At 62.2% G+C, this 13,012-nt stretch carries 13 protein-coding genes; 8 read left to right on the top strand and 5 right to left on the bottom strand.

Annotated features, from left to right (window positions below; genetic code table 11):
- From EEB13_RS18575 to EEB13_RS18550, 6 genes are read left to right on the top strand one after another with little or no spacing between them, the layout of a single operon-like run.
- Positions 1-288 (top strand): HypC/HybG/HupF family hydrogenase formation chaperone, encoded by a 288-nt coding sequence (locus EEB13_RS18575; RefSeq protein ID WP_141486201.1) that lies wholly within the window; start codon positions 1-3, stop codon positions 286-288.
- Positions 285-2,585 (top strand): carbamoyltransferase HypF, encoded by a 2,301-nt coding sequence (hypF, locus tag EEB13_RS18570; protein ID WP_141486004.1) that lies wholly within the window; start codon positions 285-287, stop codon positions 2,583-2,585. Before EEB13_RS18575 ends, hypF begins: the two co-directional genes overlap by 4 nt.
- A gap of 16 nt (positions 2,586-2,601) precedes the next feature.
- Positions 2,602-2,901, top strand: coding sequence for a HypC/HybG/HupF family hydrogenase formation chaperone (locus EEB13_RS18565; protein WP_033234887.1), 300 nt, complete (start codon positions 2,602-2,604; stop codon positions 2,899-2,901).
- Positions 2,898-4,010 (top strand): hydrogenase formation protein HypD, encoded by a 1,113-nt coding sequence (gene hypD, locus EEB13_RS18560; protein WP_141486003.1) that lies wholly within the window; start codon positions 2,898-2,900, stop codon positions 4,008-4,010. Before EEB13_RS18565 ends, hypD begins: the two co-directional genes overlap by 4 nt.
- Positions 4,000-5,070: a hydrogenase expression/formation protein HypE gene (gene hypE / locus EEB13_RS18555; protein WP_045067318.1), complete on the top strand. Its 1,071-nt coding sequence runs from the start codon at positions 4,000-4,002 to the stop codon at positions 5,068-5,070. The genes hypD and hypE overlap by 11 nt, the downstream gene beginning before the upstream one ends.
- Entirely contained in the window at positions 5,070-5,822 is a 753-nt protein-coding gene (locus EEB13_RS18550; protein ID WP_141486002.1) for a DUF6390 family protein, read from the top strand. Before hypE ends, EEB13_RS18550 begins: the two co-directional genes overlap by 1 nt.
- Before the next feature lie 15 nt (positions 5,823-5,837).
- On the opposite strand, the gene EEB13_RS31595 is transcribed toward EEB13_RS18550, so the two are convergent.
- The gene (locus tag EEB13_RS31595) at positions 5,838-5,993 is read right to left on the bottom strand and encodes a hypothetical protein (protein WP_187328581.1); all 156 of its coding nucleotides are present in this window, start codon (positions 5,991-5,993) and stop codon (positions 5,838-5,840) included.
- 205 nt (positions 5,994-6,198) lie between these two features.
- Between EEB13_RS31595 and EEB13_RS18545 the strand changes: the two genes are divergently transcribed.
- Complete coding sequence (locus EEB13_RS18545) at positions 6,199-7,248, top strand: biotin/lipoate A/B protein ligase family protein (RefSeq protein ID WP_141486001.1); 1,050 nt, start codon at positions 6,199-6,201, stop codon at positions 7,246-7,248.
- Between the two features lie 32 nt (positions 7,249-7,280).
- On the opposite strand, the gene EEB13_RS18540 is transcribed toward EEB13_RS18545, so the two are convergent.
- Both EEB13_RS18540 and EEB13_RS18535 read right to left on the bottom strand, forming a co-directional pair.
- Positions 7,281-8,441 (bottom strand): hypothetical protein, encoded by a 1,161-nt coding sequence (locus EEB13_RS18540; protein WP_141486000.1) that lies wholly within the window; start codon positions 8,439-8,441, stop codon positions 7,281-7,283.
- Positions 8,434-9,393, bottom strand: a complete 960-nt coding sequence (locus tag EEB13_RS18535; protein ID WP_141485999.1) for a metal-dependent hydrolase — start codon at positions 9,391-9,393, stop codon at positions 8,434-8,436. The genes EEB13_RS18540 and EEB13_RS18535 overlap by 8 nt, the downstream gene beginning before the upstream one ends.
- A gap of 187 nt (positions 9,394-9,580) precedes the next feature.
- Here EEB13_RS18535 and EEB13_RS18530 point away from each other — a divergent pair, with 187 nt between their 5' ends.
- Entirely contained in the window at positions 9,581-10,189 is a 609-nt protein-coding gene (locus tag EEB13_RS18530; RefSeq protein WP_092808457.1) for a TetR/AcrR family transcriptional regulator, read from the top strand.
- On the opposite strand, the gene EEB13_RS18525 is transcribed toward EEB13_RS18530, so the two are convergent.
- The gene (locus EEB13_RS18525; protein WP_092808456.1) at positions 10,186-10,914 is read right to left on the bottom strand and encodes an energy-coupling factor transporter transmembrane component T family protein; all 729 of its coding nucleotides are present in this window, start codon (positions 10,912-10,914) and stop codon (positions 10,186-10,188) included. The two genes, EEB13_RS18530 and EEB13_RS18525, sit on opposite strands and share 4 nt — an antisense overlap.
- On the bottom strand, positions 10,911-12,944 hold the full coding sequence (locus EEB13_RS18520; RefSeq protein ID WP_141485998.1) for an ATP-binding cassette domain-containing protein: 2,034 nt from the start codon (positions 12,942-12,944) through the stop codon (positions 10,911-10,913). The genes EEB13_RS18525 and EEB13_RS18520 overlap by 4 nt, the downstream gene beginning before the upstream one ends.
- Positions 12,945-13,012 lie beyond the last annotated feature (68 nt).

The following is a 13,012-nucleotide window of genomic DNA, read 5'->3' as shown; positions in this document are numbered from 1 at the left end:
ATGTGCCTGGGTATCCCTGGACGCGTCGTGGCGCTGCTCGACGGATACGGCGGACAACTGGCGCTCGTCGATGTGGAAGGTGCGGCGCGCAAGGTGAATATCGGGATGCTCGATGAGAATACCGTCGGCGCTGGTGACTGGGTTGTCATCCATATGGGCTTTGCCGTCGAGAAGGTGGACGCGACCGGCGCTGCCGAGGCGCTTGCGGGTTTGGAGCTGATGGGTCGATCACGCCCCGAGGTCGAGGTCGAGGTCGAGGTCGAGGGCGAGGGTGGGGGCGAGCCATGATCACCGCCATCCGACTTCATGTTCAGGGGGTGGTGCAGGGAGTCGGATTCAGACCATTCGTGTATTCACTCGCAACCGAATTGGGGCTGACGGGCACGGTGGGCAACTCGCCGCGAGGAGTGGTGATCGACCTCGAGGGCGAGGATCTATCGCTCGCGGAGTTCGCGACAGTACTGCGGGTGCGCCAGCCGCCGTTGGCCAGGATCGACTCGGTGGAGTGCGTGCCTGCTCAGGCGTGTGGGCGGGCCGGGTTTCGGATCGTGGACACGGACACGACGACTGCAGGGCGGACGTTGGCACCGCCTGATGTTGCGACCTGCGACGATTGCCTGCGCGAGATGGCCGACCCGGGGAACAGGCGGTATCGGCATCCGTTCATCACGTGCACCAACTGTGGTCCACGGTTCACGATCATCGAGGAACTTCCGTACGACCGGGCAGCGACAACGATGCGCGGGTTTCCGATGTGCTCGGAATGCGCGGCCGAGTACGCCGATCCACGTAATCGTCGCTTTCATGCGCAGCCGATTGCGTGTCCGCAGTGTGGCCCGACCCTGACCTTCGTCGATACAGACGCAGATGCTGCTGCCGTGCCCGTGAACGGCGAAAATGCCGTACACCGGGCGCGAGAGTTTTTGCGCGACGGCAAGATTGTTGCAGTCAAAGGCATCGGGGGGTATCACCTGGCGTGCGATGCCCGAAACGAGTCGGCAGTACAGGAACTACGAGCTCGTAAGCGCCGCCGCGGTAAGCCGCTTGCCGTGATGGTGCGAGATATCAACGGTGCGTACGCGGTGGGACGGGTCAACGAGACGCAGTCGCGGGCGCTGACCGAATGCTCGCGCCCGATCGTGTTGGTGGACAAGGCGTCGAAGTACGACCTTGCGCCTTCGGTCGCGCCGGGAATCCCGGACATCGGAATTATGCTGGCGTACAACCCGATCCAGAACCTCCTGCTCGGTCTTCCCGGTGATGCGGCTGGGCCGACAGCGCTGGTGATGACGTCGGCGAACCTCGGTGGTGAACCAATCCTGTTCCGCGGCACTGATCTGGAAAGAGTGTCCGCGCTCGCAGACAGCGTCCTGACCCACGATCGCCCGATTCGGGTGCCGTGCGACGACTCCGTCCAGCGTGTAGTCGACGGCCGCCGAGTGATGCTTCGCCGTTCCCGCGGATATGCACCTTTGCCGATCGAACTGCCATTGGACGTCGCACCGATTCTGGCGGTGGGCGCAGATCTGAAGAACACCTTCGTGATTGCCGACGGAACGTCCGCCTGGCCGAGTCAACACATCGGAGACATGGGTGATGTTGCCGTGTTGGACGGGTTCGCGGCGGCCCGGACACACTTCGAATCGATTACCGGCGTCACCCCGAGTCAGGTTGTGTGCGACGAACATCCCCGGTACCACTCGTCGGCGTGGGCCAGAAGGCATGCGGCGGGACGGCCGGTGCGCACTGTGGGACATCATCACGCGCATATCGCTGCGGTGATGGGTGAGAACGGCTGTGACGGCTCCGAACCGGTTATCGGAATGGCCTTCGACGGAACGGGCTACGGAGCGGACGGAGCGGTGTGGGGCGGGGAGATGCTGCTCGCCACGTACAAAGGGTTCCGTCGTCTAGCGCATCTCGGGTACGTAGCGCTGCCGGGCGGTGACGCCGGCGTGGAACGTCCGTACCGCATGGCGATGTCGCACCTGCGATCGGCGGGAATCGGCTGGGACAGTGAGCTTCCACCAGTTGCAGCGTGTCCGGCTCGTGAACGCTCCGTCCTCGGTCATCAGTTGGAGACGGGATTCGGCTGTGTGGAGACTTCCAGTATGGGGCGGCTTTTCGATGCCGTTGCCGCACTTGCCGGTGTCCGCCAAAGTGTGGAGTACGAGGCTCAGGCAGCAATCGAATTGGAAGGCATATCCCGGGGAATCGACTGCGGCAGTGGGTACTACGTGTTCGGTGAAGGCGAAGATGCCGGCGGGTCGTGGATCGCCGATCCCGGTCCGGTCATACGTTCCGTGGTTGACGACTTTCGGAACGGTGTGTCGGCAGGTGTGATCGGTGCGCGCTTCCACGAGAGTGTTGCGCGTTTGGTAGTGACCTGGGCGCAGGCAGCGCGCGCCGCGGCCGGCGTCGACGACGTTGCCTTGAGTGGCGGTGTCTTCCAGAATCCGTTACTCCTGGCGCGGGCGCGGGTACTGCTGTCAGATGCTGGATTCCGCCCGCTGACGCACCACGAGTTACCACCGAACGACGGTGGTCTTGCGTACGGCCAAGTGCTGGTCGGGAGTTCGCGATGAAGTCAGGAGGGTAGCCATGTGTTTAGCCGTACCGGGACGTATCGAATCGCTCGAGGATCGTGACGGAACCACGATGTCCGTCGTCAATTTCGGGGGAGTCCGCAAAGAGGTGTGCCTCGAGTACATTCCGGGCGCCGCGGTCGGAGAGTACGTCGTTGTTCACGTCGGGTTCGCGATTCAGAGGCTCGACGAGGAATCAGCACAACGCACACTTGCGGAGTTCGAGCACCTCGGCGTGCTCGACGAGGAGTTCGGCGACGGATTTGCTCGCGCAGCCAAGGCTCTGGGAGTCGATCAGAAGGAGAATCAATCATGAAGTATCTGGACGAATTCTCCGACCCCGAGTTGGCCGGTAAATTACTCGATCAGATTCGCACACTCGCTACCCGCCGATGGGCGATCATGGAAGTCTGTGGTGGCCAGACGCATTCGATCATCCGCCATGGAATTGACCAATTGCTGCCCGAGCAGATCGAGATGATTCACGGGCCGGGGTGCCCGGTCTGTGTGACGCCGCTGGAGATCATCGACAAAGCGCTCGAGATCGCCGCCCGCCCGGACGTGATCTTCTGCTCGTTCGGTGACATGTTGCGAGTACCAGGTAGTGCGTCCGACCTCTTTCGGATCAAGAGTGCTGGTGGTGATGTGCGCGTGGTCTATTCGCCGCTCGACGCGCTGACCATCGCGAAGGAGAATCCGGACCGGGAGGTCGTGTTCTTCGGGATCGGGTTCGAAACCACTGCGCCCGCAAACGCGATGACTGTGTATCAGGCGTACCGACTCGGCATCAAGAACTTCTCGTTACTTGTCTCCCACGTGCTCGTCCCGCCCGCGATGGCGGCGATCATGGACTCCCCGGAGTGTCGGGTGCAGGCGTTTCTCGCCGCAGGTCACGTGTGCAGTGTGATGGGAACATCGGAGTACCCCGCTCTGGCAGAGAAGTACCGGGTGCCTATCGTCGTCACGGGGTTCGAACCCCTCGATTTGCTCGAGGGCATCAGAAAGACCGTGCTGCAGTTGGAAACCGGCAGGCACGAGGTGGAGAACGCCTATGCACGGGCTGTGACGGCCCAGGGAAATGTGGCAGCCAAGGCGATGCTCGACGATGTGTTCGTAGTATCCGACCGGACGTGGCGCGGTATCGGTCCCATCCCGGACAGCGGTTGGCAGTTGGCGCCGAAGTATGCGGAATTCGATGCGGAACAAAGATTCTCGGTAACCGACATTCACACCGACGAGTCATCGGTGTGCCGTTCCGGAGAAGTTCTCCAAGGCTTGATCAAGCCGAACGAGTGCGCTGCCTTCGGGAAGGAGTGCACGCCGCGTAATCCGTTGGGGGCCACCATGGTCTCGTCCGAAGGTGCGTGCGCCGCCTACTACCTGTACCGACGCTTGGAACTGCAGGAGGCGGGTCATGGGAGCTGACAACAGTGCGGTGGTGGACCCTGGGGCGTGGGTCTGCCCGCTGCCGCTCCGTGATTCGCCGAACATCGTCATGGGACACGGCGGTGGTGGCGCGATGTCCGCCGAGCTGATCGAGCACTTGTTCCTACCCGCATTCGGCGACGCGGCCGACGCGGAACTCGGCGACTCCGCGGTGCTCGACATCGGCGGCGTTCGGGTGGCGTTCTCGACGGACTCGTACGTGGTCAAACCGATGGTGTTTCCGGGTGGAAACATCGGCGATCTGGCCGTGAACGGCACGGTCAACGATCTTGCCATGGCCGGCGCGCAACCACTGGCCATGTCGACCGCCTTCATTCTCGAGGAGGGGACACCGCTCGCCGACATAGCCACGGTGGCGGCCACGCTTGGCGACGCGGCTCGCTCAGCCGGAGTGCGTCTGGTGACCGGCGACACCAAGGTGGTCGACGCCGGTCACGGCGACGGAGTCTTCGTGAACACTGCGGGCATCGGCATCGTGCCAGCTGGTGTCGACATACGGCCGAACCGGGCCGAGGTCGGTGATGCAGTGATCGTCAGTGGTGACATCGGAGTTCACGGCGTGGCGGTGATGAGTTGCCGGGAGGGTCTGGAGTTCGGAACCGAGGTGCGCAGCGACTGCGCCGCACTGAACGGCCTGGTTGCGGACATGATCGCCACCGGCGCGGACATCCACGTCCTTCGCGACCCGACGCGCGGCGGAGTTGCAGCGACGCTCAACGAGATTGCCCAGGCGTCGAATGTCGGCGTTGCGATCGTGGAACGGAACCTGCCGATTCCCGACGCCGTTCGGGATGCCTGTGGATTGTTGGGTCTGGATCCGCTGTACGTGGCCAACGAAGGCAAATTGGTTGCGTTTGTCGCACCCACCGACGTCGACCTCGTGCTCGATGCCATGCGTGGACACCCGTTGGGAAGGGGGGCAACGGTGATCGGGGAGTGCGTGAGCGCGCACTCCGGAATGGTGGTTGCCCGAACCGCGCTTGGTGGCAATCGGGTAGTGGATCTCCCTGCTGGTGAACAGCTTCCGCGGATCTGTTGATGACCGGCGTTCACGTTAGCGGCCCGGCTCTGTTTGCGAGGTACGCATATCCGCCGAACGAATTGGGGTATTGCGGAGCCGACGATCCGTCGGCGCTCTTGCGTCAGGCGGCCGGAACGGTGACAGAGCAGGACCGTGGCCGAGCGCAACAGTTCGACGGTGCGTGGCCGTATCTCGAGGCACTGGCCCGGGCATCGGGCGTGGACGACCCACTCGACCCACGCGTGATCGAGGCTTACTGGTTGGGTGGGTCGCTGCTGGATTCGGTGAACTCGGAAGAGTTGGTGGCGCACCTACGGCATGAATTCGGGACGCGCAACGACGGAGGGTTGCTCCCAGATCTCGATGGCCGAGATCGCGCTCTTGCGCATCACAGTTTCCACGTTCTTGCCGTGTATCCGTGGGTGCGCCTTCTGCGGAAGCACGGTGCGGTGCCACTGTCCATCCTCCAGAACTGCCGAATCAGGTGGGGCGAAGTACGTGAAGTAGGTGACGAGTATGCCGAGGTGGAGTCCTCGCCGCTCGCGTTCGACGGTAACCGACTGACCCGCGGTCCGAAGGCGATCGAACACGTGCGGTGGAACGTCGACGGCATTCCACTTGCTCCCGTTCCGGTGCGAGGGAACGTGGTAGCGCTGCACTGGGATTGGCTGTGCGACAGCATTTCGGTGAAGCAAGCCGAGGCCTTGGATCACGCCGAAGAGGCGGCACTCGAGATCGTCAACCTGCGACTGCGGGAGCGCAGAATGTAGGCGCGTCAGGCGGTGCTAGTCCAACGATGCACAGGCAGTGCACCACGGGCGACCGTCGACGCCGTCACTTCGATCCGAAGGGTCGATGCGCGCGGCAAGGATGCAGCTCTCGTTGTCGTGGTAGACGTCGAGATCGGAAGGAACCGTCGAGTGGAACGCCGGGACCTTCATGTGCACCTCCGTTGTGGCTCGTCAGGTTTCGAGCCGAATGGGCTAATGATCGCACCCTGGGCATCATTTCGCTCGACGGTGGCACGACCAGGTGGGGTGCTTTGTCTCACCGAGCATCCGATGTGTGACTCTGCCCTCCTGCGCGAACAACGGATGCTCCGACGGCGCGCGCCGACGGGCGATCCCGCGGGGATAGGCTGAACCCATGCGCGGAGAGTACAAGGTTCCTGGTGGCAAGCTCGTTGCAGTCGATGTCGAGGTCGAGGACGGCCAGCTGTCCGGCGTCGCGGTTTCCGGCGATTTTTTCCTCGAGCCGGACAGCGCGCTGGATGACATCAACGGAGCGCTGACGGGTATGCCGGCCGATGCCAACGTGGAACAGCTGGCGGACGCCATCATTGCGACGCTCGACGAGTCCGTGTCGATGATCGGGTTCACCGCGGAGTCGGTCGGCATCGCGATTCGCCGCGCGCTCGGTCATGCCACCAGCTGGGCGGACCACACATTCGACGTCATTTCGCCGGTGGTCCTCGATCCCGCGATGCACGTTGCGCTGGACGAGGTCATCGCGCGCGAGGTGGCGTCCGGTGAGCGTCCGGCCACTTTGCGTTTCTGGGACTGGGATTCGCCGCTGGTCGTGATCGGCTCGTTCCAATCCGTACGCAATGAAGTCGACTCGGAAGCTGCTGCGCGCCACGGTATCGGTGTTGTGCGCCGGATCTCAGGCGGCGGTGCGATGTTCATGGAACCGGGTAACTGCATCACGTATTCGTTGGTGGTACCCGCGTCGTTGGTGGAGGGGCTGAGTTTCGAACGGTCGTACGCCTTCCTGGACCAGTGGGTGATGGGCGCGCTTGCCGAAGTCGGAATCACCGCGCGCTACGTACCGCTCAACGACATCGCCTCGGACAAGGGCAAGATCGCCGGCGCAGCCCAGAAGCGGTTCGCCGACGGCACAGTCGTTCATCACGTGACGATGGCCTACGACATCGACGCGGAGAAGATGACGCAGGTTCTGCGAATCGGCCGAGAGAAGATGTCCGACAAGGGAACCAAGAGCGCGGCCAAACGAGTGGACCCGCTCCGCTCTCAGACCGGAATGACACGCGCCGCGATCCTGACAGCGTTCGAGAATTACTTCCGATCGCAGCACGACACCCGCACCAGTACCTACACCGAGGCAGAGTTGGCGCAGGCGCGTGAGCTGGTGGAGACCAAGTTCAGCACCGAGAAGTGGACGCACCGCGTGCCGTAGGGTGCGTCCACCTCGAGCTGTTTTCAACCAAGTTATGCGGTGTGAGGAGCGGGTTGCTCTTCGGTGGACGGAGAGTCGCCTGCTGCTGCACTGCGACGCGTCACGGTGAATGTTGCAGCGACACAGAGTATTGCGACGACGAAGCACGCCAGCGTGTACCAGAGATTCCCGATCGGGTCTCCGTTGCTGGTCGAACCGTCGACGGCACCGAAGAAATCGGGTAGGGCGCTGGCCCAGAGAACGGCCATGATGCACAGGTACACCACGCTGTAGTACTGGACAAACCTGTTGGTGTACGGGGGCGCGTCAGACGGCTGCGTACGCAACCGGGTCCACTGGCGGATCAGCAGTGTTATCGCGACAACCGAGAGGATCACCAGCTCCGCTGCGTAGAGCACTCCTCGGACCGTGTCGCTGCCCGCGCCGAAGACTGTCGCGGGCAACGGCAGGATGAACGTGCCCACTGAGGCCAGGACGCCGATGACGATTGTGCGCCAAACCAATTGGAGCCCGGTGAAGTGTTGGCCGTCGTCGACGTGGCGGCCAACGAAGAACTGGACGCAGAATGCCAGCGACATCGGCCACAAGGCTGCGAACACAACAACGCTCGGCAGTGGGACGGCGTCGAACATCGGTTGGTTGATCGGGTTGGCTGTCGACCATTCCCACCACCGAAGCTGCGGTCCGAGATGGTCGAAGATCTCGTAGAACGCGTGGTGAACGAAGCCCACGCAGACTGCGCCGGCGAGCACACCGTACCGACGGAAAACGCCCAGCATCTTGACGATTTCGAAGGCCAGCGTTGCCATCAGCGGATAGATCGCGATGATGTAGAGGGGGAGTCTGCCCCACAGGAAATCGACGGTGAACACGTTGTGCGCGAACATCGTATCCACGTGCTTCTCGATGCCGAAGGCCGCGGGAAAGTACAGCGGCGGTTCGATGATGAACAGATAGGCGGTGGCGCCGAACCAGAGTACGAGATTGGTGGGATCGCCGTTTCGCCGCAAGCGCACGATCGCGAGAACCAGAGCGAGCACCGAGCCGATGATGATGGTCCACTCGAGAACCGGCAGAGTCCAGTTCTCCAGCCCGAAGGGATTGCGGATTTCGACCAACCCACCCGCTTCTGCGCAGGAGAAGCCGAGTTCCGTGGCGAGTTGATCGAAAGTGGGGGAACAGAGGTCAGCCATTGTTCGACCGCCCTGTGCTCTTCGATCCTGTGCTGTTCGATTCAGCTGTATACCAGCGGGTTACGTCGTATCCGGCTTCGAAACGTTCGAACCACACGTCGGCCAGTGCGGGCAAGTTCTCGGTGGCGGGGTTGTGCTTGGGCAGTTGGCTGCGGATAACTCCCCGCAGCGCGGTGAGTTGCTCGCCGAGCGGCAATACGTCGAACGCGCGAGACATCGGACCGTTGTCCTGCGCCTCGAGCCCGGGTAAACGCTTGCGAAGAAACTGCATGTTGCGATACGACGCGAACATGGCCATCGCGTCGACCTGCCGATCTTCGCGCGGCACATGCTTGTTGAAGCCCAGGGAGGCCAGCCTGATCACTTTCATGACGTGCCGGAAAATTGACGGTGCCATGCGCATCCGATAGAGGTCGCTGCCGACGACGGAGTCGAAGATGATGAGGGCGGAACTTCGGTGTTCGACTTCCTCGACGAAGTGCCAGATGAACAGCGACGCAACCCTGTCGTCGCCGGGGCGGAAAAGTGCAGATTCGTTGTCGAGCATCAGCTTGAACACCGAGGTGAAGGTTGCTTCGAGGTCGGCGGTGTATGCCAGTCGGTAGTTCACCGACGTTTCTGCAGTGAGTTTGTCGAACTCGCCGACCACGTCGTCGAGAGTTTCCTGCAGGCCGGGATATCGCCTGATCAAGCCCTTGACGTGTTGGCGATGTGCCGAGGAATGCTGTCCCTCTTGGCGCATGAACGCGTCGGCTTCCTCGGCAACTGCGCGATCCGTCAACAGCGGTTTGGTTTGCATGATGAGCTTGACGATCATCTTCTCGAAACCGATGGCCAGGAAAGAGACGGCATTGGCCATGCTCGAGAAGGCCGGATTCTCCTCGTTCCACAGGAAGGGGACGTCGTAGTCCTCGAAAGCAAAATTCATCTTTCGCACGTGTAGATCAGTCACTTCTCGAAACCTCGTCTTTCCGGACGGTCGGGTAGGTGGCTGCCCGGATGCCCCGATAGCCACGCTCTGAATGTGACCATACACAGATTAGCGTTTGTGTATGGTCACAATTCCGTCATGCGCACAGAATTGGTGTCGACTGGCAGTGTTAGCCTGGGTTTCTCGATTCGAGTGAGGAATACAGGCAGTGGCGCGAAGACGTGGGTGGGGCGGAAATCCGCCAGTCGACGATGACGACGCAACTCGTCGAATCGTCACCGCGGCAGTCGATTTGATCGGGCGAACGGGCTCGGCAATCAGCATCGCCGATATCGCGGAGTCGCTGGGCGTGATCCGTCAGACGGTGTATCGGTACTTTCCCAACTCCGACGCCCTGATGCGCGCAGCGGCAATCGCATCGGTCGCCGGATTTCTGGATCGGCTCACTGCCCATGTGAGCGGCATCGAAGATCCCGTCGACGCGATGACCGAAGGCGTTGTCTACACACTGACCGAAGTCCGCAGAATCCCACATCTTGGCATCTTGCTGACGGGAACGTACTCGAACCTTCACCCTGACGGTCTCACATCGGATGAGGCTCAGGCCTTCGGAATCGCGATGATCAACCGATTCGACGTCGATTGGAAGAAGTACGGCTACGACGACGCTGCTCTTCGGGAACTCGTCGAATACGTCCTGCGCACGATGCAGTCGTTTTTCATATCCCCCGGTAATCCACCTCGGAGCGACGACGAACTACGGCAATACCTGCGCCGTTGGATGGGCGCTGGGATCACTGCACAACCACAGCCCTAGATCACGGTCAGTACGATCGCTCCGGCGCAGGAAAGAACGACAACGATGATCGCCAGCAGATCAGCTCGACGCGGACGCTTCGGATAGGCGGCGATCAATCCCGTTCCGCCGCGTGCGGAGATGGCTTCACCCATTTCGGCGGATCTCCGGATCGCCACCGACATCGTGGTAGTGATCAGATCGATAATCGTGTTGTCGGACGCGCTGTGCACCACGCCTTTCGGCCGGAGTCGGCGAGCCGCGGCCAGCGTGAGCATTTCCTCGATCAGGAGGGGGAGTGAGCGAATGCACAGCGCCGCGGCTGTTGCCCACTCGTCCACCGGGATTCGTAGGAACCGCAGCGGACGTCCGAGTGTCGCCAGTGCGGGTGCGACGTCGCTCATCGAGGTGGTCCAGGCCAACATCAGTGACGCGCACAGCAATATGATTCCGAAGGTGACTGCCCGAAGGTAGAGGTACACGGCGTCGAGACCGATCGGGAGATTGACCAGGGCGCCGCCCAGCAGTAGCAGCCATATCCACCATGGTGGGCGCGGGATTGCCGTCGGTGGAATGTGGCCGATCGCGGCAGTAATGACGAGCAGTCCGGTGATCACGGCAATGGACGGCCACGACGGCGCGATCACCATGACAAGGCTGATGAGAACCACGGCAATGATCTTCGTGCCGGCCCATAGTCGGTGGATCGGTGAGGTGGTGGGAACTTCGCGCAGGAGTGTGGTCATCGCCGGGTCTCTTCCAGTGTGACGGGACTTTCGGTCAGGACACCGTCAGCGAGATGAATTGTCCTGCTGCACACGCCATCCATGCCGTCGACGTCATGGGAAATCACGACCAGCGCGGTGCCGTTGCGCCTGATCCAGGTCAGGACATTCATGATGGCCGCTCGCCCGGGTGGGTCGAGGCCTGCGAGGGGTTCGTCGAGGATGAGCATCTGGGGCTGTCGGACGAGCAGACCGGCGAGCACCACTCTGCGCATCTGCCCGCCACTGAGTTGATCGATGCTGCGGCTGGCAATGCGACGATCAAGTCCGACAGCGTCGAGTGCCCAGGAAACCTGCGTCGACCCGATTTCGGGCCCACCGGCGGCCTCGATGTCTTCGGATACGGTTCGACGTTGCAGTTGCAGCCGCGAGTGTTGGAAGGTCAAGCCCACCGAACCCACCTGCCGGGCAATCGGTTTGCCGTCGAACAACGCCGTGCCCGACGTGGGTACCGTTAATCCGGCCATGATCCAGGCCAGTGTGGATTTTCCGGAGCCGTTGCCGCCCAGGACCAGTACGCCGTCACCTGAGCCGATGGTGAGATTGACGTCGGACAACGCGGTCCGCGACCACGGAGTCCGATTGTTGTAGGTGTGCGAGAGGTTCTTGATTTCGAGCAGGGCTTTGGTGCTGCGCGGCCAGTAGGTGGGAACCGTCGGCGCTCCGGTGCCGACCATCCAGCCCGGCTCATGTTCGATCTGCCGGCCGTTCTCGAGCTGGATAACCCGGTCTGCTTGGCGGGTGTCGGCCTGATGATGGGTGACAAGAACAACGGCCATATTGTGCCGACGGGGGAGAGCTGCCAGCAGTTCCACTAGTTCTTCTCGCCCGGTGCGATCGACCATCGCGGTGGCTTCGTCGGCGATGAGCAACGCGGGACGACGCGCGAGGGCAGCGGCGACAGCAAGGCGTTGCATCTCGCCACCCGAGAGTGACGACGTTTCACGCATCGCCATTCCACCCAGCCCGACTTCGGTCAAGAGCGCCTCGATGTCCGGAACATGCTCGGGTTGCAGGCCCCACACCACGTCGTCGGCGACGCGCGTTCCGAGGATCTGGCTTTCGGGTCGCTGCAAAACCACCGCCGTACCGTCGCGATGTCCGAGTCCCGCAGCGCCAGGTCGAACCAGGAGTCCGGTGGACGGTGCCCGGCCGGCGAGAAGGCGCGTCAAGGTCGATTTTCCGGAACCGTTGTGCCCGACGACGGTGACAAATTCGCCGCGGTCGATCGAGAAGTTGATGTCCGTCAACGCCGGCGACGAAGAACCCGGGTAGGTGAAGCCGACGTGTTCGAGCGTCAACGGCAACGGGTTGATCGACCGGTCGTCGGGCGTCGTGGCCAGCGGATCCACCGTGGGAAGTGCGGCCAACCGATCGAGAACTGCGCCGAGAACAAAGTAGGAGACGACGGTGCTGATGATGATGCCCAGCGTCGCGGACGCGGCGATCCAGAGCCACCAGTAATCGATGATGGCTCCGATACTGCTTTCGATCGCATCCGCGATCCCGATGAAGTACGGAAATCTTCTGAGAATTTCCGCGACGCCGCGAGCCGTGTTGTCGAGTGAATCCAACAACAGATTTCGTAGCGGCGAGAGAATGAGCAGCAGAACTATCGAGAACAGGGCCAGAATCGGCCCGACAACGAACGACGCCAGTAGCGCGGAAAAGAATCCGCGCCCCCGCCTTTTTACGTTGCCGATAATTCCGCCCAGTAGGGCGCACAGCGCAACGGCTGAGGCAGAACCGGAGCCGGCGGCAACAAACGCGACTGCGGTGGCCGCAACCCCCGAGGCGACCACAGCGCGGATTCTGAACCGCTGAGCAACGATCCCCATCGGAACGGCCGCAACAAGGTGGAGAGCACTCGCCAGAGGAATAACTGTCGCGATGACGGAAAGAGCGACCGTGAATCCGGCCATCACGGCACCGGTCGCCACCTCGAGTGGACGCAAGTTGCCGGTTGGCTGAATTTCTGGGCGGTTGCTCACCAACTCCAGTGTGCCAGTCGTGACGAAACTCCTGTTGCACTGATGGTGAGCCCATCTGCCCGGTTGCG

Source organism: Rhodococcus sp. WS3 (genome assembly GCF_003797085.1).
Lineage (GTDB): Bacteria > Actinomycetota > Actinomycetes > Mycobacteriales > Mycobacteriaceae > Rhodococcus_F > Rhodococcus_F globerula.
Note: the sequence above shows the minus strand (reverse complement) of the source record. Positions and strands in the feature narration are given on the sequence as shown.